The sequence below is a fragment of the Sporofaciens sp. St.21A7 genome, assembly GCF_059728535.1.
On sequence record NZ_BAAGFN010000001.1, the window covers coordinates 2861967 to 2884784 of the forward strand.

Sequence of the window (22818 nt, forward strand, 5' to 3'; positions counted from 1 at the left end):
CTTTTGATTGTAGCATAAAATTACTTTTGTATACAGACTTATTATTGCTATTTTTCATATTTCTAAGTATATTAGTTACATTTCACACCCACGCCATCTGTATAATAAAAAAGGTTGCTGCTTTGGCGTTAAGCTTTAGCAACAACCTTTTCCTGTTTTATTTTGGGCGGGCGTTTCCGTTCATATATTTCTGATATCTTCTGATATACATCTACATTTTGTGAGCGTAACAAATAGACTATGCTTAAGCCATTACAAATATCGTTTAAACTTTCTTGGCTCCGCAGAGTAATTGCCTGCTTCTGTTTTCGTTTATAGACTCTTGCCAATCTTTCACATAGGGAATTATTGGCTGGAACCCGTTTGTCATGCAGGAACAATAATTCGCTTTCTTTATATTCCCTTAACCGGAGAAATAGATTATACCCTTCCCTATAATACTCCGTCGGCGGCTCATCCTGATATTCTTTCTCCGCCTTGTTCAGGATTTCGTCATACCTTTTCTCGAATCCCTCAACAATTATCGGATCAAGTTCTTTCTCCCCCAACCCATTTCGGTAATGCAGCATCTCCTGGAACAATCCGTGCATCTCCTTGTTCCATTCCAGCTGCGGCTCATTCTGCTCGCTGCCGATCAGATAGCGGCAGTCATGCTGGGTACACTCCTGATGTTTTGTTCCATAATGGTAAAATGTCTTGTCATGGTCATGCAAGACAATCCCAACATAATTCTCCAGCGGCGTTCCTTCTATTCCTTTATGCCCTTTTTTCTCCCTGCCTATATAAAGTGCCACATCTGCAATCGGGGATGCAAGTATAAGGACCTGCGCACTGTGCCCATTTACAGATGCGTTTGTAAAATCTGCATTCATGACCGGAGACTGCATTAGTTTCTTTATAATCTCTTTTTTCTCTTCCGCTGTTTTCGCTGAAAATTCCCTGGTAAGACCATTGATCATGCCGTCGGACAGTTCGATCTCGCCTTTTGTCAATTCTGAGATTAGCTTTCTTATTTTTCCATGGGATACGTTGCATTCATTGCTCAGGAGAAAGGCAAGTGCCTTCACCGTCCCGTCATAGTTCACTTCATTGATATATCCTTCTGGAAATGGAGCATGTACACGGGCTCCGGTTCTTTTGTCACGGTATTCCTTTGTCGTATATTCCATGACCGCTACAGACATCTGGATGACCACTTTCTGTTTCCGAATGATTTTTCCCGTCTCATAATAATTCTCTTTATCCAGGTATTTTGCAGGTGCAGGGATTTCATGTGTCTCTGTTACGGCATGGAGCTTCCTGCGGTGTCCGGCATGGCCTGGCTGTCCGCCCGGTTTCCGGTCAGTTTTTACCCGGCTGTTCGGGATTTTTTTCCTGCCGGGTTTCTGCTGGGAAGAGGGGATGGATGAATTCTCAAAATCCATATTGACCTGCGCAGTCAGTTTTTGGTTCAGGCCTTTTTCTTCCTCCAGTTCAGCCCCTACCCTGTAGAATTCCTGTCTTATATCACGGCATTTATCTAATGCTTCATCTCTCTGGCGAACAACTTCCAGATTCTCTTTTTTGAGCTTTGCAATGAGACGGTCTTTCCTGTCAAGTTCTTTTTGGCATTCGTGGTAAAGATCATCATTTGCTTCCATCCATTGATTACGGACAGACCGGATCTCCTTACGTGCCTGTGCTAATTCTTGTTTTAATTCCCGGATATTTTTTTCAAGTTTCCGAATAATACTCTTATATTCTTCTTCTAATTTTTGGTATCTCTCGCCGGATTTAAATTCGGCGATCTGCTGTGCCAGTGATTTCACTTTGTACTGTAATGCACTTGTATATTCAAATGGATTCATCTGTAATCTCCTTTGATGAATTAGGGCGGGAATCTAATACCTGTGCCATCGTTCTGCTTAATTCTATTGTCTCTTCCAGTTGTAATGTCAGCATGGAAATATATTCTTCTTTCTGTTCAAGAAGCTCTTCCGAAGTCCGAATACATTTTTCCTGGATTCGGATTACATTTTCTGCTTCTTTAAGAGCATTCTCCAATTTAGAAATCTGTAATTCATATTTTTTTATAAGTGATGTTTCTTTACTCATTGCTGCCTCCGCACTTGTAATAAAAAAAGTATAGCAGAAACCTGGAAAAAAAGCGAATGAATGAAATCTGGCATTCGTCATTTTGCCAGGGATAAATTGTTGATTTTTCAAGACAAATGGATATTAAACCACGCAGAAAGAGATGTGAGAAGGGGGGTTTAAGACGAAAAACAGAAAAGAGGAAATGTTATCCACAAGAAATATCTGAGGACAAAATGTTAATAACATTTTGTCCTCAAATGTATCATTTACTGTGGATAAAATTTTTTTTAATTTCAGCACATTTACCAACACTTTCTAAAAAGCCTATTACTGGCGTGGGTGTGAAAAGTAACGTATATTATAGACAGTTCTTTCTTTACAGCTTAAATTTTCTATTACACATACAGATTCTTAGGAGGTGATACGATGCCTAATGGTTTGGAAATGCCGCATCCCTTATTTTTAGAACCTCACTTCCACCTTGAACAAATCTGCCTCCGTCTCGATCTTGAACTTCCCTTTCTGCAGTTCCACGAAGCTCTTCACAATGGCAAGCCCAAGCCCGGAGCCTTCCGTATTCCTCGAGGTATCCCCACGCACGAACCGCTCCGTAATCTCCTCTGTGTTAAAATCAAGCTCCGCCGCCGATACATTCTTCATCCGGACAACGGCCTCTTCCCCTTCCCGCACAATCTCAATATAGACCCGGGTATGAGGCATGGCATACTTTATAATATTCACAAGAAGATTCTCGAATACCCGGTACGTCTTCTGGCTGTCAAGAAGCGCCGTCACCTTCTCCTCGGGATAACTGCACCGGAAATCCAGATCCGCCCCTGCAATCTTATCCTCCAGCTCCAACTTCACCTGTTTGAACAGATTCACCACGTCTACGTCCACAATATTCAACGTCACGTTCCGGCTGCTCGCCTTGCTGACCTCGAACAAATCCTCAATCAGAACCTTCAGCCGCAGGGATTTGCGTTCAAGCACTTCTATATAATTCTTGCGTTTCTCATCATTCTTCTCATCTTTCAGCAGGTTTACATACGTAATGATTGCCGTCAGAGGAGTCTTCAAGTCATGGGAGACATTGGTAATCAGCTCTGTCTTCATACGCTGGCTCTTGACCTCCTCGTCCACAGCCTTCTTGAACCCCGTCTGAATCTTCTGGATTTCACGCTTGAATGGGCTGAATATCCCCAAATCCTCCATAATCTCCACATCTAAGTTCCCTTTTGCAATCTCCCCGGTCGCTTTCAGCAAGACCCTGTACTTCTCCTGAAGCTCAATAAAATACTTTCTAAGCAGATAGAACAGAAGGAAGGAATAGACCGCCAGCAGGAAAATCCTGCCGGTCCACATGGTACAGATAAAAGCCAGGACAATAAAATTGACCGCCACAATCTTAAAAATAGCCCAGTTATTCCTCTCACTCAAATCAATCCGGTCTATCAAACAATAACACTGATGAATCCACTCCTTCACCTTCCTGGAAGTATATCTCCATCCCTGGCAGATATACTTCCAGTATTTGACACAGAGTGTCCTCTCTTTGAAATATGTGAATGCTCCCAATGTATACACCTGCCTTACGCATGCTGCCGCCCAAAACGTAACGGAAAATACAGCCGTCCATATGAGAAAATCAATGAAATCCGGAATCCCCATGGCCCTGTTGGCCATCCACCACAGATTATTATCAAGAATCCCCATCACAGCGCTAAATACAATAACCACGACCTCCAAAGGAACGCGTAAGATACGCAAGTCTTCCTGACGCCATACCGGAAGCACAGGGAGCAGCCACGCAAGAAGCGCCACCACCAGGACCATAATAATCACAGAATTGTTCATCGAGCCTGTGGCATAATATCCTGTATAACCATAACCGTTAATATAAGACCGCAAATTGTCCTCAGTCATTGCAAAAATGTAGGTCCGGTTCTTAGGCTTCTCCAGCCGAATCGTCTCCACTTCTCCCTCATATGCCTCTTCGCCCCCATAAAACGTATCTTCGACTTCCACATAAACTTCTGTCTTCCAGTCCGTATTGTCATACCCATTGATGACCTCCCGGAATGCGACACTCTGCTCTGCCTTATACTCCCCTTCCTTGATCTGAACGTCAATGTCTCCATATTTATCATAGGTAATCACGATCCCCAGGGCAAAAGAAGACAGATTGCTCTCCGACACGGTCTTTTCAGAGTCCGCAGTACTCTTGGCCACATCCTTGTTATCCTCGTCCTTCACACGGTAGTCAAGGAACGGGTAGAGCCTTTCATAGTCAGACATCTTCCCACCGTTCTGCCGCAGGGCAGCCTTCACTTTCTCCAAATCCTTATCCGCCCCATTCTCCAAGTTGTAAAGGATATATCCTGCATCCAGAAATGTCCTTAGGAACTCCTCTGACACCGCCATGTCATGAGCCACATCTTCCTCTACCGACTCCGAACTCACATACCAGTTCCAATACTGGTTCATCATGCAGACTGCCGGTATCAGAATAGACACCAGAACCAATATGACCGTAATTTTACGGCTGCTTTTCAATCTTGTACCCAACGCCCCACACCACCTTTAAATATTTTGGGTCTTTCGGATTGATCTCAATCTTTTCACGAATATTTCTCACATGAACCATGATGGTATCCGTATTGACCGCCCGCTCATTCCAGACCCGCTCATAAATCTCTTCTGCCGAGAATACCCTTCCCGGGTTCTTCATCAGCAGCAACAATATCTTGTACTCAATCGGAGTCAGCTTCACCGGCTCCCCGTCAACGAGCGCCTCCACAGAGTCCTCGTTGATTTCCAGTCCCCCGATGGTATGGACATTGGCTCCCTTATCCTTGTCTCCCAGCTTCTCCAGGAATTTCCGGTATCTGCGCATCTGGGAGTTCACCCTTGCCAGCAGTTCCATCGGGGTAAAGGGCTTCGTCACATAGTCGTCCGCCCCCATATTCAGCCCCAGTATCTTATCCACCTCCTCCGACTTGGCAGACAGGAAGATGACCGGGAAGTCATGCTTTTCCCTGAGCTTGATGGTCATCTGAATTCCATCCATCCTTGGCATCATCACATCCACGATTGCAAGATGAATCTCCTCCCGCTCGATGACCGCAAGTCCCTCCACCCCGTCCGCCGCCTGAAATACCTCGTATCCCTGGCTCCTCAGGTATATCTCCACGCCCTCGCGGATTTCCTTGTCGTCCTCCACAATTAACACATGATTAATCTGCTTACTCTCCATCCCTGCTTATCCCTTTCTATGTCGTAAAATCTTCCGGCAAAGCGGCTATCGCTCACATCAACTGCCTCTGCCCTGCAATCTGCGTTGACATTTCTTCCAGAACGGTTCCCCGCTGCGTCAACAGATTGTCCGTTGACATTATACTACATTTCTTCTCATCTTGGTATAACCGAATCCGCGGCGGGTACTGGCATGCTGCCACCCCATAATTATCGAGCCGCATCGTAATCTTTGAAAACGGCAGCGGTATATGGCAGTGGTCCCACTGTCCGGACAGGGAAACAGCCCTTGAATAGGACACCGTAACGCCCAAAAGCTCTGTCTGGCTCTTCTCTGAAAGGAAGTACGTCAGTTTCTTAGGAATATGCCTCGGACCAAACGGCCCGTCCATCGCAATCGCCACGCTCCTTTTGTTATCCCGCAAAGATTCCAGAATATCCTTTAGCGTACCGGCGTTGCAGAACCCATACCCGATCCTGACCGCGTCCTTACCCAGACGTTCCAGAAGATACTGGAAATACTGTCCCTGTTCATCCGGCGTGACCAGGACGGAAACCGCAGCATCCCTTTCCATGGCCCTAAGCGCCAGATTCATTGCAAAACTATCCTCATGCCAGAATCCTATCACATTGTGGCCCCTATAACATTCCGGCTGCTGCCACTCAATCCGTACCGTTTTTTCTAATAATTTCAAATATCCGTAAGAAAGACGCCTCCAGATATTCGTCCCTTTCGTCCTTTCTTCCATTCTCCATCCCTCCATAATTCCACAAAATATCTTGTACTCCCTGTGTTTCACTCTACGCAAATACCTCAAAGACCGCGTCTCCCATGAAATACCCGGCCCCGATAAAAACCGTATTCCAGATTAGGACTCCTAATGCCGAGCTTACCGTATACCTTCCGAAGCCCATGGAAATCATCCCAGCCGGGATGGAAATCAACGTCCGCATCATCGGCACCAATTTCCCGATGAACACGCCTACCGCCCCTCTCCTTCGCAGCGCCTCTAAGTTCTTCTCAATCAGCCCTTTCTGCCGTGGGAACTTCTTAACATAAAACCGGAAGAACGCATCGCCCCCAAGCCTTCCAAGGAAATACAAGATCCAGCTTCCAAGCACTCCCGCCGCCACCGACAAAAGCATTACCACCGGGAAACTAATCGCGCCCTTTGACGCCCATATTCCTGCCAAAGGCATAATGACCCCGGCCGGAAATCCCGGAAGGTTCATATATTCTAACAAAACAATCACGAACACGAATATAGCTCCATACTCTGTAAAATACTGCGTAAGCGCCTGAACTGACATCGTCATCTCCTCCTTTGTTTCTCAGGTTTCCTCTTGATGTTATACATCATACCCAAAAAATATTAAGATGGATGGTATGAAAAACGAAAGATATTCTAAAGAAATCATGAAGGGATACCAAGGAAATAAAACCTGTTTCCCCGGCATCCCATCTAAAAGAAATGATTTATACAGTCTCGTTTAAATAAATCCCGGACAGAGGAATCCACTTTTCAAGTTCTCCCTTCATCCGCCCGGACATCTCAACCCCCTCTTCCATACAGACCTCCTCCACTGTCTTTGCGCCGAAGATAAGGCTTGCAAGCGGAGCAATACCAATCGTCCCTTCCGCGTTCTCCCGCTTCCCGTCCATCAGCATCACACCGGAAAATTCTGTCCCGGTAAGCGTCACGCACCGATTGTTCTCCTCCACCACCGGGTCCGTCACACAGAAGCAGACTCCCATCAGCGACCGGAGCCTAAGGGACATCAACATCCGCCGAACATCCACAATCCTCACCATAATCTTAGGGCGCTCTCCGTCCTCCTCCGGGAAATATCCCCTACAGTCAATGATTTCCCCGTTTTGGCGGTAAACTTTGAGCTTTCCGCCGTCGCTTTCATATTCGTGTATCAGCCTCCGATAATACGCCTCATCCCGAACGGCGAATACCTGATACTCCTCTGCCAGATGCCGGTTGGCAGCCGTAGCCAGCGCAAGGCAGTCCTGCTCTTTTGCATCCGTAATCTCAATACCGGGAACCTCCTCATCCTCCTTGCCATAGAACTTCCCGGACTGCTCATACACAGTCCTGAAATCAAAGGGCAAATAGATCCTCTCCGAGGCCGGCATCAGGAACGTAAAGGACTTCCCCGCCTGATACATATCCCTGAGTGCACGCTTCAAAAGAGCCGCCATATACCCCCGCTTACGGTACTCCTTTTGCGTAGCAACCGCAACGATATAATTCACATCCTTCCCGCTTCCGTTCACATACAAACGGTATGGATTCAAATGGAGCATAGAACGAATCTCTCCTTCTTCCTCCACCACATAGATCTGGTTGTCCGAAGCCTTCTCCCTATAGTAATAATCCACAAAAGACTGGCTGTCCTCAGAAAATACTTCCTCATACAGCCGCCGGCTGTCTTCATGCTCCGGCAAGTCCAATTTCCTGATATCCATTCGTTTCCTCCTTCTTGCCCTCCAAACTCCTTGTTCTCTCTCCTCTGCCACGAATTTACTTCCCTGCATGGGGACATCCGCCGCATCCTTCACATCTTGCCGCGTCAGGTCCCACGGCATAACTACAGTTCTCGATTCTATCCAGACAAGCCACTGCCTGGGCCGAGATTCCCTCGCCGTTTCCCGTAAATCCCAGACCTTCCTCCGTGGTCGCCTTGATATTCACCTGACTAATATCCAGATTAAGAGTCTTGGCCACATTAATCCTCATTTGCTCAATATGAGGCGCCATCTTAGGCTTCTGCGCAATGATGGTTGCATCAATGTTTCCAATTACATACAACTGCTCCTCAATCAGTTTTCCCACATGGGAAAGCAGCCGGATACTGGAAATCCCCTTATACTTCGGGTCTGTATCCGGAAAATGCTTCCCTATATCTCCAAGGGCAGCCGCTCCAAGCAATGCATCCATGATTGCGTGGACCAACACGTCCGCGTCCGAATGTCCCAAAAGCCCCTTCTCATACGGTATCTTTACACCGCCCAGAATCAATTCCCTCTCCTCCACCAGACGGTGGACGTCATATCCCATTCCTACTCTCATTGCCTGTTCTCCTTCCTAAATATCATCATAATCATGCCGGATATACCATATGTATTTTCTTCTAGTCTACATGATTCTTCCCAATATTTCAAATTTTTATTATACTTTCGATTATATCGAATAATTATATTTACTTTTTCGATTTAAAATGATATACTATTTAGAAGAGGAGGTGAAACCATGAATCTGACATTTGGAGAAAAAATCAAAGACGCCCGGAAATCCAAAAATCTCACGCAGAAGCAGCTTGCAGAAAAAATCGGCGCAAAACATAATTCTGTCAGCGATTGGGAGAACAACAAGAACAGGCCCGATGCCGCTACCATTGAATTTCTCTGCAAAGCGCTGGATATCACGCCCAATTACCTTTTGGATTCATCCCCCGGTGAATACTCGCCTGCGGAAAAAGCAATGATTGAAAAATACCGTTTTATATCTGAATATTCCCCGGAAGGCGCTGCGGCCGTAAGCTATATCCTGAACCGGGAATACCAGATTGCCCTGGAAAGGAAGCGGCAGACAGTTCCTATGCCTTCCCTGCCTGCAGAAGATCTCGCCGCAATCGAATGTGCCATGCAGAAATTCAATATCAGAAAGGCAAGGTAACATATATCATTTCATACAGACGGAGCTATTATGCGTTTTTTCAAAAGAGAAAAGATATCAAATGAAGAGCGCAGACTCATTGTGTCTGCGGCTTATGACGCTCTGCTGGAATTTGACGAACACAGCCTCCCTGTCCTGTCCGATGAGTTCTGCCGGATTGTGAATTCTTCCATATTTATCTTTCCGATGCAGTTTGTCGCAAGAAAAGAAGGGCTGACGGAAAACTACTTTTCCAACGCAGGAAGCGGTATGGCCCTGTATGCTGCTACTACCGGACATTATATCATCCTGTACGACGAGAATCTGCCAGGTTCCCGCATACGCTGGACAATTGCCAGACTCATCTATCTTGTGAAGTCCGGCAGGCTAAAGGAGAATCCCAACGTGTTCCTCTTCTCCGATGATTGCGCCGATTCGGACAAATGCGACGAGTTCGCCTACCATTTCACCTGTCCGGAGCCAATCCTCAGAGAATGCCATATCAACAGTGCGTCCGATATCATCAAATATTGTGAGATTCCTTTTTCTTTTGCAAATATAAAAAGCAGGTTACTGAAAACATCAAAGAATATGCCGTCGATGCCGGCGCTCGAAACGGCTTTGGAGGCGAATTTCAGATTATACATAGACCAAAAAAACTTCTCAATGTAAGGTACGAAAAATATTTTCCGGATGAGGAGGAAAAAGAAAAAGGTAGATTTTATGTTGAAGGGCTGCATGAAAATGTGAATTTCACATCCCCATGCAGCCCCTCCCGACATTCTGCCTCATAGATAACGTCCTCAACAGCAAAATAAATTATATCCTGCCAATATACATAATATAATACACAGCACTGCCACAAATAGATTCGGAAGAATCAGTGCCAGGATCATTCCAAGCGCCACACAGAACAGGGCAAATCCCACTACTCGCTTCATCACAGCCACCCTTGCCCGCATTTTTTATATCATATGTGTGTGTGCTTAAAAAAATACCTTCCAATGGATCTATTTGTCATCATCCGCCGAATCCAGAATATCCACCACATCCTCTTCCGTCATCTTGTCTTCCTTCTTAGAGCCGAAACGGTCAATCATATCCGGCACCATATCCAGAATCTTCGTCATGGTATCCTGATTCTTGACATTCACAAGTTTTGTATGTCCATTCTGAATTACAAGCACGGCGCTCGGAGTGATCTTACCGCCAAGTCCGCCTGCGCCTTTTTCCTTACTATCTCCGTTGAATGCCCCTGCGCCCACGGCAAAAGAAACATCCACCAAAGGGAGAATGATCGTATCCCCAATATGGATTGCTTCCCCTACCACCGTTTTAGACGAGATTACCCCGTCCATTCCGTTAAACAAAGCCTCTACCGTTCCTTTAAATTGATTCTCTGCCATACTCTGACTCCTCCTACATTTCTCATTCAACTGACTGCTCAAGCCCTCTATAATTCAAAACTTCTCACATGGCGGTATGTCATACGCACTTCCTTACTCCAAACGAGTTTCCACAAAAGCTTCAGGAAATAGCTCGCCCTAAGCCGTCCCGCAATCTTTAACTGCCCGTCAAATATCTTCTTTTCAAAATCCGGCCGGATATCCACACTGCCGCCCAGAAATGGATAACACATACTCGCGCCTGCAAGAACCTTCCCGGTAAGGGACGGGTCCTCAAACCCATATAAGATATCCGCCCTTATTGTCCTTGGCTTTAGCCTGCGAAGCAGGAATAACAATTCATCCATTGCCTTCCGGAAAGCCGTCTGATGAATCTCATCCGAAAGAAATCCAAGAATCTTATCCTTCTTCTCAAGTAATCCCTGAATCTTATTGCCAATCCCTTCCACAGCGCCAGAAACCTTCGCCGGAATTCCCGCAATCTTACGGTACAGGCCGGCTATCTTCTGGTAAATGCTTTGGCAGACGCCTGCAATCTTCTGCCATATTCCGGCCCGTTCTTCTTCACTGCTTTCACAAACCGCTTCCCGTTCTTCCCCGCTGTCTTCACAATCCATCTTGCATTCTTCCCTGTCGCCTTCGCAATCCACTTGCCGTTCTTTCCTGCCTTCCCTGCAAACCGCTTCCCCTTCTTCTCCGCCAGTTTCGCAAGAATCTTCCCGTTTTTCCTCAGCGGTTTTTGCTTCTTCCGGATGACTTCCGGCATCCAGGATTTTTTCCATCTCCCGTTCCAACTCATCAACCAGCCTCTCCGGCTCCTTGGACGCTGCTTCCACATTCTTGTCAGGCCCTTCTTCCTTTTCCACAGGGCAATCCCGTGCGCCTTCTTCTTCTGGAATATCCCTAGTCCCCACACAGGTTTCTTCCGGAACATTCCCAGAATGCCCCTGCTCTTTCCCAGGCCCAACACCTTCTTCACTGGTTTCTTCTTCAAAACCTTCCTCATCGTCTTCCAACTCTTCCTCATCCGTCTCCACCTCTGCTTCTATAGTCTTTTTTCCTTCCTGGCCGCTTTGTATCTTCTTCCACGCAACCCGGACCTGCCAGGCAAACTTCTTGTCCTCATAACGCAAATCCAGCCTGACCAGATGCAAAAGCCAAGTCACCTTCGCCTCCATGCGGGTTCTTGCAAACGTACCGTCCGAGGCAGCCTCTAAGTCGTACCTTACCGGCACAAAAAGAACGACACAAACCAGTAATACAAGTATCCCCAGTATCACCGCAATTATAATCCCTATGATCTTCAAGATAAGCAATAGAATATGTAGCATCTTACTCTTCCTGTTCTCTCTCTAAAATATAGGAACGAATGTCTGCCCCTTTGGTCTTATTATACACTTCCCAAACGATTTCTTCCACCATTTCTACCGCATCTTCATAACCTTTTGCAAGCCCGACCACCAAAAAATCATCGTAGGGAAAATCCGGCTGTAAAAAGACCATGGAATTATAAATCTCCAACTGATTCTTTTCATTACGCGCAAGCGTTATGACATGGATATTCATCTGCAGCTTCTTTTCCTCCAGCTTCCGGATAATTTTCTCTTTCTTTTTTATCCCCTCAGCCAGATATAGATGTTTATAGTATCTCATATTCCGCCCCTCTTGTACACATAAATATCATAAAATTTCCATTTTCTGCCTAATAGTAAGCGTCAAATACCTGCTTCGCAACGTTGACCGCTTTCCCTTCCCCATCTGAAGATTCGATGATGACACTGATTACCAGTTCCGGGTTATCCACATTGGTCATGCCGATGAACCAGGAATGGTCCTTCTCCTTGTCAGAGCTGTACTCCGCCGTCCCTGTCTTTCCGGCAGCCGTATAACTCTGCCCGCTGAGGACGGTTGCCGTCCCATAGTCTACCACGCCCGTCATATACTGCTTTAACTGCAAAGCCTCGGCAGCCGTCATAAGGGTCTTATATTCCGAAGGAAGGTTTTTATCCACCTCCTGACCGGTATAATTGGTAATCGAATCTACCAGATAAGGCTTCATCAGAATCCCGCCGTTGGCAACCGCACAAGTGACCAGAGCCATATGATACGGACTCACCTGCGTCTTGCCCTGCCCCATTGCTGTCATCATCTTATCCGCACTGCTCGCCCCCGTATCAAGCATAAATTTGCTCTTGCTGTAAGGCAGTACAGAAGGAAGCTTAGAGTCGAACAATAAATCTTTGGACGTCTTCTTGAACTTTCCTACATCCAGCATAAGCCCGATATTACAGAAAGAGGTGTTGCAGGAATAAGCAATACTGTCCGCAAAGGACACCTGCCCGTGGACATGCCCGCCGAAACAGTGGATGGTCGTCCCCTCCTTCTCAATCGCCCCGGCGCAGTCATAGCTGTAAGCCTCCGCTCCAAGATTCTCCCGCAGATATTCCAGCGCCGTGATGATCTTGAACGTAGACCCCGGCGCATACTGCCCCTGAGTAGCCCTGTTCAAAAGCGCGCTGTTCACATCCGTATTCAAGTATTCCCAATCCTCAGACAGCCTATTCGGGTCAAAATCCGGTTTCGACAGCATCACCAGAATCTTCCCGGTACTCGGCTCCATCACCACGACTGCTCCTTTGGCGTCTCCCATCGCCTGATACGCTGTCTGCTGCAAATCCACGTCCAGCGTCGTGACTACACTGTCCCCCCGGTTCTTCTTATCCTGAAACTCATTTTTTAATTTCTCCAGAAAAAATGCATTGGAGGTCAGCAGCTCGAAATTCTCCACAGATTCCAGACCCGATTTCCCGTGGTCGCTGTAGCCTACCGTATGGGCGAACATATTGCCGTAAGGGTATTCCCGTGTCTCAGAACCGTCCTCAGACACGACGGTCCTTGCCAGCGTCTTCCCGTTCCGGTCTAAGATATCGCCCCGCACCACCCGGTCCGCCAGAGAATCCTTCCTTGCATTGTAAGGGCTTTGGATGTATTCCTTGCTCCTCGTCACCTGAAAATAGCTGATATATCCCATCATCCCAATGAATAATGCGACAAAAATATACGTAACCCTAGCGAACTCTTTGTTCCTTACGCGTTTTGCCCTGGTCTTTTGCCGGTCTTGGCGGTCGGCTTCTTTGCGCTCTTTCCGGGACATCTCTGCTCTTTCCCGGTCTGCCCTCATCCGCTTCTCGGCTTCTCTTTGCTCGTAGCCTTTCCTTTTTTCTTCTCTCAATATCGTCTTCCTCGTCTTCCCTTACAATATACAATCCCTGAATAATCGCAAACATAATTAACGTACTGAGCAGAGAACTTCCGCCGTAGCTCACCAGCGGCAGCGTCACGCCCGTAGAAGGAATGAACTTGGTCACTCCCCCGATATTCAGGAACACCTGGAAAATATAACAGGTTCCAAGCCCAAGAGCCACCATCTTGTAGAACATATTGTGGAGCTGCATCGCAATATTTAAAAACATTACATAACAGCTGACACAAATCAGGATGATGCACAGGGCAAATATGAGCCCCATCTCCTCTGAGATAGCGGAAAAGATAAAATCCTCGTCCGCCACCGGAATCTTCTCTGGCATCCCTTGAAACAGCCCCATCCCGAACCAGCCGCCTGTACCGATGGCAAAAAGGGACTGGGCGACCTGATATCCCCCATTGTCATAGACTGCAAATGGATCTCGCCAGGCCTCTACCCTGGTACGCACATGGTTGAACAGATAATACGCGCCCACAGAAGCCACGCTGCCCGCACCAAGCCCGGCGGCGACGTAAAGGAACTGATGGGTCGCCACGTAGAGCATTGCAAGGTACACCACAAAAATAATCAGCGCAGCCCCCAAGTCCTTCGATACCACCAGAATCAACACATGGAACGCTGCCAGCGCCGTCGTAATGACGATATCCCGGAATTCCAGCGACATCTTGAAACTGGACGCCACAAAAAATACGAAAATAATCTTCACCAGCTCCGACGGCTGAATGCTGATACCTGCAACCGTGAACCCAAGCTTCGCCCCGTAGGACACCCGCCCTACCACAACCACCACCGCAAGGGACGCAATCCCGGCAATGGCATACAGGTTCCTCCACTCCGACAGCTTCTTGAACTTCCGGATAATGACTGGAACCGCCATGCTGACCCCAATCGCCCCAGCCGCGATAACATACTGCTTCACAGCCTTCTCATAATTCAGCCTGGCAAGTATGATCATGCCGATACAAAGCAGCATACACATATTATTGACCACCAGCCTGGACGATTTGGGATAAATATTCGTATATAACGTAATTGTCGTGATAAATAATATCACCTGTATTACATAAAAAGCAAGGATCTTAATGTCCTCCTTCTCCAGATACATCACCATGAACGCAATGATATGAATCATAAACATCAAAACATTCTGCCTTCTTAACATGCTCCTCTGCCTGTCCGGATCACTGTACCCGAAAATGCTGAAGCAAAGGTATGTATACATAGTGATCAGCACAATCATCAGATATTTTGACAACTCAACAATAATATTTACCAAATCTTCACCTACTTTACTCCCCGTTTAAAATGCCCTCTTGTATACTCCGTCCGGGGAGGCTCTATTTTCTGTCCCCGAAGGAACGCATCTTTATAAACCTGCAAGATCTCCCGTGCCTGTCCTCCCGTCTCGACGGTAAAATCAAGCCGCAGCTCTCCCGGCATAAGCTCCAGGACTTCCTTAGCCTTATCCGCAAGGAACAGAGGCGCACTGTTGTACATCACATTATAGCAGTAACGGCAGCATTGCCGTACCGAGAACTGTTTCTGAAAACGGTCGCAAAGGCTGAGATATCCCCCTTCCTTCCGGCACTTGCCCGCCGTTTTTTGGATACAGTTTGCAGTCACCATGACCGGCTGGTATCCATAAACCGACAACGCCGCATCCCGGATATCAAGCTCTTTCAGTTCTCTGCTATTTAACTCCGCCGCAGCCGTATACTTCCGGATTCCCTGCCTCTGCATAAAAGTCTTGCCATATCTGTTAAATACATACAGATTCCCATCCGTACAAATCTCTTTCCCATATCCATGACGCAAAAGCCAACCATAGCTTTCCCAGTTACGAATCAGTACACCGTCATAGAACGACTCCATCTCAGAATAAAACGCCTCATAACCCGCCATATCCGCCATGCGGAAAATATACGGCATTACTAAGAAAAGCTGACGCCCCTTTCGGCACTTCGCCAGATATTGCCTAGTTTTATCCTGTAATCCAAGTTCATCATCTATATAAATCCTTTCAACCTCTTCACTTCCAACCACCGCTTTCAGTTGGTCAAAGGATTGGACAACACAGGACAGGCAAAGCTTGGGATTCCCAGCGTTACTCCCGCCGCTTTCCTTCCCATGCCCTTCCGGCTCTTCCCTCCGGTATCCGTTAAGAATCGCTTCCGTAAGCCTGTTAATTCCTTCTCTGCGCAGTTCATTTAACGCCTGTAGCGGAAGGAACACATCCCCCTCCATCTCTACTTGAAACTGCTCGAAATTAAATTGCGTATTGCCAGTCTTCTGCATCTGCTTTCCGGCCCTCTCGGCGTCCAACGGCTGCCGCAGGGCTGGCTGTACGGTCTCACCCTCACATTCCACCCGGCGATTGCCATGTACCAATACCAGTTTAGCACGCTCTCCCACAGAAAGTATTAAATTACCATTAATTTTTTCTTGTATTTTAAATTCCTTTCCCCCTGTATCTTCCTTCTCACCTTGCATACGCTGGAATGAAATCATATCCTTCCCATTATGCCGCCTGTAATACCCGTCCGTATATCCCCTTCGCTGGTAGGCGGCATAGAGCCTGTCCCGGTCGTCTTTCTCCACCTTGTAATATTCTGGCCCCTTCTCAAGATACACATCCACGTACTTCCGGTAAATCTCGGTTACTGTGTAAACATAATCCGGCTGCTTCATCCTGCCTTCAATTTTGAAAGAATCAATCCCCGCATCTATAAAATCCGGAAGCAAGTCAATGGTACACAAATCTTTCAGGCTCATCAAATCCCCTGTCTTTCGGCCTTCCGTCTGCCAAGGAAGCCTGCAAGGCTGGGCGCACTGCCCCCGGTTGCCGCTCCTGCCCCCAATCATGCTGCTTAACAGACATTGCCCAGAATAGCAATAACACAGCGCTCCATGGACGAAACATTCAATCTCCATCCCGGTCTGCTCCTTCATCCGCCGAATCTCCCTAAGGGACAGCTCCCTTGCAGGCACAACCCGCACGACTCCCCGCTCCTGTAAAAATGCAGCGCCGTCCGCCCCCGTGACCGTCATCTGGGTGCTTGCATGGACGGGAAGTCCCGGCAAATGCATACGCAAAAACTGAAGCACCCCCACATCCTGGACGATTACCCCGTCAAGCCCCCGCAGATAATAGGGCAGAAGATATTCGTACAGTCCCTCAATCTCCGAATCCTTGAGCAGGGTATTCACAGTGAGATAAATGCGCCTCCCGTGAATATGCACATAATCGATCGCATCAAGCAGTTCGTCTTCCGTCAGGTTCTTTGCATACGCCCTCGCCCCGAACTTCGTCCCCCCGATATAGACCGCATCTGCCCCCGCACAGACCGCCGCCTTCAAACTCTCTGCCGAACCCGCAGGCGCAAGTATCTCTACTTTCCTGCCATCCATACCTTTCCCTCCTGTCTCCAAATGACTCCGCTGCCTCCAATGCATATTTCCTTAAAAAAGGCTGTCAACAGACAGCCTACTTCTTACGATTATTCTTTATCTCCGTTTCAAGCTGGACAATCTTCATCTGAAATTCCTTATTCTCTTCCTTGAGCTTGTCCATAGATTTTTCCGCATTCTCGAGCTTGATCTGAACCGATATCAGTTCGTGCTTCAGATCATACATCTCTTTATCCTTTGCCTCTATATCACTTTCCAGCGTGCCCCCCTGCTTCTTTGCCTTAAAATAATCGTCCGCGATATTCAGCGCCAGCAAAATGCTTCTGGTCTCGGCACTCTGCTTCCGGTATCCGTCGCTGTTGCTGCACTCCTCAATCTTGTGATTCAGATAGGTCGATACTTTCTGCAGATATTCTTCACTCTCAAAACCGCTCAGGGTGAATACCTTGCCCCCTATTAATACTTCCGTAAAGTTTTTTGATGATGCCATTAGAAGCCTCCTCACAATTCTTATGCCTTAGTATGCAGAAAAGCTGCCAACCACAGTTTTCCGACTCTCTCACTCTATTATAAACGATACTTCTCCAAAAACCAACTATTTTTCAATAATTTCCCGGGAAATTCCAAGATGACGGTACGCATGGTCTGTCACCATCCGCCCTCTCGGCGTCCGCTGGATAAATCCGTTCATCAGCAGGTACGGTTCATAGACGTCTTCGATGGTTCCCGCATCCTCCCCGATTGCAGCAGCAAGGGTATCAAGTCCAACGGGTCCCCCAAGGAACTTCTCAATCATCACCACCAAAAGCCTGCGGTCAGTCTGGTCTAACCCCTCCTTATCCACATCCAGAAGATCCAACGCATAATTCGCCACTTCCTCCGTGATATAGCCGTCGTATTTGACCTGCGCAAAATCCCGCACCCGCTTCAACAGCCGGTTGGCAAGCCTTGGCGTCCCTCTGGAACGCCTCGCCAAAGCATCTGCACCTTTCGAGTCGATTCCTACTTCCAGCACCTTTGCCGAACGCAGCAGGATCGTCTTTAGCTCTTCCACCGTATAGAACTCCATCCGGTTTACCACGCCAAAACGGTCACGCAACGGCGCTGTCAGCATCCCCGCCCTGGTGGTCGCACCCACCAGAGTAAACTTAGGAAGATCCAGGCGGATAGACCTTGCGCTCGCTCCCTTTCCAATCATAATGTCGATGGCGTAATCCTCCATCGCCGGATATAGCACCTCTTCTACCTGTCGGTTCAAGCGATGAATCTCATCCACAAACAGCACGTCACCCTCCTGCAGGTTATTTAGAATCGCCGCCATCTCCCCCGGTTTCTCGATTGCCGGTCCTGAGGTAATCTTTAAATTGACGTCCATCTCGTTGGCTATAATCCCTGCAAGCGTCGTCTTTCCAAGTCCCGGAGGGCCATAGAAAAGTACATGGTCCAAAGGTTCTTCCCTTGCCTTTGCAGCCTCGATATAAATTTTTAGCGTCTCTTTCGCCTTCTCCTGCCCGATATAATCCACAAGCATCTGCGGACGCAGATGATTCTCTATCTTAACATCCTCTTCCAGATTCTCCGTCGTTATAATTCGTCTGCCCATTGCACTATTCACCCTCATTAATTCTACTTCCCACAGGGCTTGCATTACGGTGTGCCCTGCGGGTATACCTAAAGAGCCATATACTTCAACGCCAATTTCAGCACATCCTCTACTTCCATCGCTTCTTCCACTTCCACCTTTTTGACCGCCCTCAATGCCTCTGTACTGCCATAGCCCAATGCCACAAGCGCCTGGACAGCCTCGCTCCTAATCTGGCTGTAGGATTCCATCCCCACAGACGCCTCCGAATCAGAGGCAATGTGATCCAATGCGTCTTCCAATTTCAGCTTATCCCTCAGCTCAAGAATCAGCTTCTCTGCAGTCTTCTTCCCAATCCCCGGAGCAGCGCAGATTGCCTTCACGTCATTTGCCAAAACAGCAAACCTCAGGTCGTCCGGGCTCAAAGCCGACAAAATTCCCAGCCCGCCCTTAGGGCCGATTCCATTCACCCCGATTAACTGCCTGAACACAGACAAATCATCCCGCGTCAAAAAACCATACAACTGCATGGCCTCTTCCTTCACATTCAGGTATGTATGGAGCTTCACTTCACTTCCCACAGCAGGAAGTCGTCCCATCGCCTGGCCGGACATAAAAACTCCATACCCAACGCCCCCTACGTCAACGATTACTTTATCCTCCTCGAACGCCGCAAGCGTCCCTCTTAGATATGATATCATAACATTCCTCCCTCAGAGCTTTATATTCTGAATTCGCTTTAACATCTCATTCGCTGCAATCCCGATGAAAAGTCCGGTCACAAGACCTGCAACCAGAAGTACCGGTACATAATAGACCACGCTGAACGTTTCTACAACCACCATAGCAACAATCATCTGTCCTATATTGTGGAATACACCTCCTGCAATACTCACTCCCATTACACTGAAACCATCTATCCGCTTTATACATGCCATCACCGAAAGACTCAGCAGAGCGCCTGCCAAACTGTAGATAATACTGAAATAATTCCCGAAGAGGAATCCTGACAGCAAAACCCGCACTACAGACAACAAGTATACCTCCTGTATCCGTATCTTATACAATGCAACTACAATAATCAGATTCGCAAGTCCAAGCTTCATCCCCGGAACGCCGAAATGAATCGGAATCATTGTCTCAACATAACTAAAAATCAATGCCAGCGCCGTAAATACGCCAAAATATGCAACTCTGCTCTTCAAAAAAGCTCCTCCCCGCTTAATTCGTCACGGCGTCGAACTCCCTGTTCGCACTCGATTCTACCTCCACAACAACTTTGTTGGGAAGGCAGATGATACTCTCATGGTTCATAGACACCGGTTTCTGATGGACACAAAGCTGATCCGGGCAATCTGCCTGAATCATAGTCGCCTCGCCATTCTTAATCCTAAGCAGATTCGTTCCCCCGTTAATCTCTATCTCCCGGTCCTCCGACAAACTGTATATTCCTTCAATAGCGCCCTCTATCTTAATCGTGACCCTGTTCGCCCCCGCTCCTCCGATAAGTGTATGAACAAGCACAGTAAGTCCTGCCACGCACAGGATAACCGCAATCAAAATCCAATCCTTTTTCTTCAAGACATTCTTCATATCCATCAACCTCTTTATTTTCTCTATGCAATATTCTAACACAAGAATTTCCGTTCTGCAACCACATGTTCGATTTACAAACAAATGGATTTCATAAAAAAGAGTTTGATTGCAGAGGGCAGCTACGCTATAATGATTAGGAACCCACCATAGAATGAACGAGGTGTATATTTATGAAATATAGAAGATTAACCGCTCTGATTTTATCCGCATCCCTTCTGCTATCTGGCTGTTCAGGAATGCAGACGGAGCAAAAACAGGTCTATACCGACACTCTTTTCGATACGGTTGTCCGCATCGAGATCCTTGACAATGCTGACGAGGACGTGCTGAAAGGCTGCGAAAATATCTGTAAAAAGTATCACGCCATGTTCTCGAATAAAATCGAAGACAGCGAGATTTCCCGAATCAACCATGCCGGAGGCAATCCCGTGGAAGTTTCTGACGAGACAATTACCCTGCTCAAGAAAGCTATCTACTACGGCGATATGTCCAACGGAGCCTTTGACGTTACCATCGCGCCTGTGTCAAACCTGTGGGATTTCCATGCGGAAACGCCAGCTCCACCGACCCCCGAGGCTGTCAACGAGGCTGCCAGCCATGTGGATTACAAGAAAATTCTCATTAAGGATAACACCGTCCGCCTACTCGACCCCTACGCTGCTATCGATGTGGGAGGTATCGCCAAGGGCTATATTGCAGATATTCTAAAAAAGTATTTAAAAGAACAAGATGTGAAACATGCTATCATCAATCTTGGGGGAAATGTACTTACTATAGGAAGCCGACTGGACGGTTCCGATTACAACATCGGTATCCAGAAACCCTTTGATATGACAGGTGAACCAATCACATCTGTACGGATCTCCGACAAATCTGTGGTTACTTCCGGCACGTATCAACGTTATTTTAAGGCAGACGGCAGGATTTACCACCATATATTAGATCCGCACACCGGCTATCCCTGTGAGAATAATCTGAACAGTGTTACCATCATCACAAACTCTTCCCTCACGGCAGACGCATTAAGCACAACCTGCTTCCTGCTTGGCTATAATAAGAGTATGCGGCTGATAGAACAACTGGACAACGTGGATGCCGTCTTCATTACAAGTGACAACAAGATTCTGTATTCCAAGAATTTCCAGCAAAAACTCAAATAATCCCAATGAAAAACCTTCGCAGCTTCCGCTATGCGAAGGTTTTTCATACAAAGATTTAATAATAGAAACTTCCGGCTCTAAAAAGCATAGAACCAAACAATGCAATGAAAATGATATAGATTACAAGCACAACACCCATGATAACCAACTGCGCACGGCAAAAATTCCTGCGATTCACATTCGTTGTCTTGCTGAATGCCCATACAAAATACATTATGATACCAATACATGGAATCATCGCCACCAGCAAAGTAATAATCCAGTCTCCCATAGACATTGGAGATGAATCCTGCCCAGGCTCATACATTTGGTTGTATTGATTGCCGGTATTGTAACTATAATTGTCCTGATAGTTGTAACTGTTGTTCTGGCCATAGTTCTGATTCTGGTTATAGTTCTGATTATAGTTTTGATTATAATTCTGGTTGTAACTATAACTGCCGTTGGACCCTTGCTGGCCATACTGATAGCCGCCGTTTGTCTGGCCGCTGCCGTATGCATTCTGGCTGGTATATGGATATTGCTGGGAAGAACTTGGCTGCTCGCCCGCATTCGGGTCGGTATACTGGCCTGCTGCGTCCGAATTCGCCTGTCCCGATGTATTTGTGCCATCAACAGGTTGGTTTAAGCCGTCATTCTCCTTTGGTGTATTATCATAATTATTGTCCATTGTACATCCTCCTCGTACTGCTCTGATTACTTTATTAACCATTCTACCACGGAAAGGACAGAATTTCAATCGGTAAACGGAGAAAGCAGCACAGATAAAAGCTGTAGTTATATCCCCAGAACTGGTGTAGTGTCTCATTCATTGAACCCTATTACATTTGTTTCGTTAATGCCACACTCAATGCATCTCGTTACAAATGTGTGTCTGAGCGCAGTGTTAATGGTTTGAAATTATCTTGTTCTTTGACTACAACTGTTGACAATCATTCGTTTTAAATGCCATAAGAGATACCACCTTTCGAGAACTAATAGAATTATTTAAATATCACATAAAACAGCAAATTCCTGCTATAATAACTCATAGGCGGCTCTCCCGGAAAATCATGCAGCATCCTCCATATATAAAACAGAATCAGGAGTACCAAAATCAGAATAAGAAGGATCTTCAAGCCTGTCCCCATCCGGCGCTTCCGAATATATCGGTTCCAGCTAAAAATCCCTATATAAGCGGCAATGGGAAAAATAAACGGATGTATCCGGAACGCCCCGGCAAAATCCAGCCGGAGCAGTCGGAATCCCGCCCTGGTAAGCCCGCATCCCGGGCAAGGGAAACCTGTGATAACTACCATCGGACACAAGCTGTATAAAAAATATTTTCCCAATGCAAAATAGGCGATTATTAATATAATCGCCCATTTCATATCTTTGATATCTCTCCATAACAGCATGATATCTC

General features: G+C 46.9%; 25 protein-coding genes. 3 read left to right on the forward strand and 22 right to left on the reverse strand.

The window, feature by feature from the left end; all coding sequences use genetic code 11:
- Nucleotides 1–128 precede the first annotated feature (128 nt).
- The 8 genes from AC6I3O_RS13990 to ispF all read right to left on the reverse strand — a co-directional run bounded on the left by AC6I3O_RS13990 (nt 129) and on the right by ispF (nt 8411).
- A complete protein-coding gene (locus AC6I3O_RS13990; RefSeq protein ID WP_304523303.1) occupies nt 129–1847 on the reverse strand; it encodes an IS66 family transposase in 1719 nt (572 codons plus the stop codon).
- The gene (locus AC6I3O_RS13995) at nt 1834–2094 is read right to left on the reverse strand and encodes a hypothetical protein (protein ID WP_305085201.1); all 261 of its coding nucleotides are present in this window, start codon (nt 2092–2094) and stop codon (nt 1834–1836) included. Before AC6I3O_RS13995 ends, AC6I3O_RS13990 begins: the two co-directional genes overlap by 14 nt.
- A gap of 444 nt (nt 2095–2538) precedes the next feature.
- Nucleotides 2539–4644, reverse strand: coding sequence for a sensor histidine kinase (locus tag AC6I3O_RS14000; protein WP_497851425.1), 2106 nt, complete (start codon nt 4642–4644; stop codon nt 2539–2541).
- Nucleotides 4616–5332 carry a response regulator transcription factor gene (locus AC6I3O_RS14005; RefSeq protein WP_497851426.1) on the reverse strand — a complete coding sequence of 239 codons (717 nt, stop codon included), beginning with the start codon at nt 5330–5332 and terminating at the stop codon, nt 4616–4618. The genes AC6I3O_RS14000 and AC6I3O_RS14005 overlap by 29 nt, the downstream gene beginning before the upstream one ends.
- Nucleotides 5333–5384: 52 nt before the next feature.
- Nucleotides 5385–6080, reverse strand: coding sequence for a DUF374 domain-containing protein (locus AC6I3O_RS14010; RefSeq protein ID WP_497851427.1), 696 nt, complete (start codon nt 6078–6080; stop codon nt 5385–5387).
- Between the two features lie 52 nt (nt 6081–6132).
- On the reverse strand, nt 6133–6642 hold the full coding sequence (locus AC6I3O_RS14015; RefSeq protein WP_497851428.1) for a DedA family protein: 510 nt from the start codon (nt 6640–6642) through the stop codon (nt 6133–6135).
- Between the two features lie 166 nt (nt 6643–6808).
- Nucleotides 6809–7807 carry a GNAT family N-acetyltransferase gene (locus AC6I3O_RS14020; RefSeq protein ID WP_497851429.1) on the reverse strand — a complete coding sequence of 333 codons (999 nt, stop codon included), beginning with the start codon at nt 7805–7807 and terminating at the stop codon, nt 6809–6811.
- A 55-nt stretch (nt 7808–7862) separates the two neighbouring features.
- Nucleotides 7863–8411 carry a 2-C-methyl-D-erythritol 2,4-cyclodiphosphate synthase gene (ispF, locus tag AC6I3O_RS14025; protein ID WP_497851430.1) on the reverse strand — a complete coding sequence of 183 codons (549 nt, stop codon included), beginning with the start codon at nt 8409–8411 and terminating at the stop codon, nt 7863–7865.
- 180 nt (nt 8412–8591) lie between these two features.
- On the opposite strand from ispF, the gene AC6I3O_RS14030 reads away from it, so the two are divergent.
- On the forward strand, nt 8592–9017 hold the full coding sequence (locus AC6I3O_RS14030) for a helix-turn-helix domain-containing protein (RefSeq protein ID WP_497851431.1): 426 nt from the start codon (nt 8592–8594) through the stop codon (nt 9015–9017).
- Between the two features lie 30 nt (nt 9018–9047).
- Entirely contained in the window at nt 9048–9668 is a 621-nt protein-coding gene (locus tag AC6I3O_RS14035) for a hypothetical protein (protein WP_497851432.1), read from the forward strand.
- Nucleotides 9669–9799: 131 nt separating this feature from the next.
- On the opposite strand, the gene AC6I3O_RS14040 is transcribed toward AC6I3O_RS14035, so the two are convergent.
- The 12 genes from AC6I3O_RS14040 to AC6I3O_RS14095 form a co-directional block, all read right to left on the reverse strand.
- Nucleotides 9800–9937 carry a hypothetical protein gene (locus tag AC6I3O_RS14040; protein WP_497851433.1) on the reverse strand — a complete coding sequence of 46 codons (138 nt, stop codon included), beginning with the start codon at nt 9935–9937 and terminating at the stop codon, nt 9800–9802.
- A gap of 69 nt (nt 9938–10006) precedes the next feature.
- On the reverse strand, nt 10007–10402 hold the full coding sequence (locus AC6I3O_RS14045; protein WP_497851434.1) for a GerW family sporulation protein: 396 nt from the start codon (nt 10400–10402) through the stop codon (nt 10007–10009).
- A 47-nt stretch (nt 10403–10449) separates the two neighbouring features.
- Nucleotides 10450–11733, reverse strand: a complete 1284-nt coding sequence (locus tag AC6I3O_RS14050; RefSeq protein ID WP_497851435.1) for a DUF2953 domain-containing protein — start codon at nt 11731–11733, stop codon at nt 10450–10452.
- Between the two features lies 1 nt (nt 11734).
- Nucleotides 11735–12055 carry a hypothetical protein gene (locus AC6I3O_RS14055; protein WP_497851436.1) on the reverse strand — a complete coding sequence of 107 codons (321 nt, stop codon included), beginning with the start codon at nt 12053–12055 and terminating at the stop codon, nt 11735–11737.
- A 49-nt stretch (nt 12056–12104) separates the two neighbouring features.
- Nucleotides 12105–13583, reverse strand: a complete 1479-nt coding sequence (locus AC6I3O_RS14060; RefSeq protein WP_497853481.1) for a peptidoglycan D,D-transpeptidase FtsI family protein — start codon at nt 13581–13583, stop codon at nt 12105–12107.
- Nucleotides 13471–14943, reverse strand: a complete 1473-nt coding sequence (locus AC6I3O_RS14065) for an FtsW/RodA/SpoVE family cell cycle protein (RefSeq protein ID WP_497851437.1) — start codon at nt 14941–14943, stop codon at nt 13471–13473. Before AC6I3O_RS14065 ends, AC6I3O_RS14060 begins: the two co-directional genes overlap by 113 nt.
- A gap of 8 nt (nt 14944–14951) precedes the next feature.
- Nucleotides 14952–17075 (reverse strand): peptidase U32 family protein, encoded by a 2124-nt coding sequence (locus tag AC6I3O_RS14070; protein WP_497851438.1) that lies wholly within the window; start codon nt 17073–17075, stop codon nt 14952–14954.
- A 76-nt stretch (nt 17076–17151) separates the two neighbouring features.
- On the reverse strand, nt 17152–17565 hold the full coding sequence (locus tag AC6I3O_RS14075) for a cell division protein ZapA (protein ID WP_159751023.1): 414 nt from the start codon (nt 17563–17565) through the stop codon (nt 17152–17154).
- A 105-nt stretch (nt 17566–17670) separates the two neighbouring features.
- Nucleotides 17671–18678: a Holliday junction branch migration DNA helicase RuvB gene (gene ruvB / locus AC6I3O_RS14080; protein WP_497853482.1), complete on the reverse strand. Its 1008-nt coding sequence runs from the start codon at nt 18676–18678 to the stop codon at nt 17671–17673.
- 68 nt (nt 18679–18746) lie between these two features.
- On the reverse strand, nt 18747–19358 hold the full coding sequence (gene ruvA / locus AC6I3O_RS14085) for a Holliday junction branch migration protein RuvA (protein ID WP_497851439.1): 612 nt from the start codon (nt 19356–19358) through the stop codon (nt 18747–18749).
- 12 nt (nt 19359–19370) lie between these two features.
- Entirely contained in the window at nt 19371–19862 is a 492-nt protein-coding gene (locus AC6I3O_RS14090; RefSeq protein WP_497851440.1) for a Gx transporter family protein, read from the reverse strand.
- Nucleotides 19863–19878: 16 nt separating this feature from the next.
- Nucleotides 19879–20250: a NusG domain II-containing protein gene (locus AC6I3O_RS14095; RefSeq protein ID WP_497851441.1), complete on the reverse strand. Its 372-nt coding sequence runs from the start codon at nt 20248–20250 to the stop codon at nt 19879–19881.
- A gap of 173 nt (nt 20251–20423) precedes the next feature.
- Between AC6I3O_RS14095 and AC6I3O_RS14100 the strand changes: the two genes are divergently transcribed.
- On the forward strand, nt 20424–21413 hold the full coding sequence (locus AC6I3O_RS14100; RefSeq protein ID WP_497851442.1) for an FAD:protein FMN transferase: 990 nt from the start codon (nt 20424–20426) through the stop codon (nt 21411–21413).
- A 55-nt stretch (nt 21414–21468) separates the two neighbouring features.
- Here the strand turns inward: AC6I3O_RS14100 and AC6I3O_RS14105 are convergent, their stop codons facing one another.
- Both AC6I3O_RS14105 and AC6I3O_RS14110 read right to left on the reverse strand, forming a co-directional pair.
- The gene (locus AC6I3O_RS14105) at nt 21469–22083 is read right to left on the reverse strand and encodes a hypothetical protein (RefSeq protein ID WP_497851443.1); all 615 of its coding nucleotides are present in this window, start codon (nt 22081–22083) and stop codon (nt 21469–21471) included.
- A 313-nt stretch (nt 22084–22396) separates the two neighbouring features.
- Complete coding sequence (locus tag AC6I3O_RS14110) at nt 22397–22810, reverse strand: DUF2752 domain-containing protein (RefSeq protein ID WP_497851444.1); 414 nt, start codon at nt 22808–22810, stop codon at nt 22397–22399.
- Nucleotides 22811–22818 lie beyond the last annotated feature (8 nt).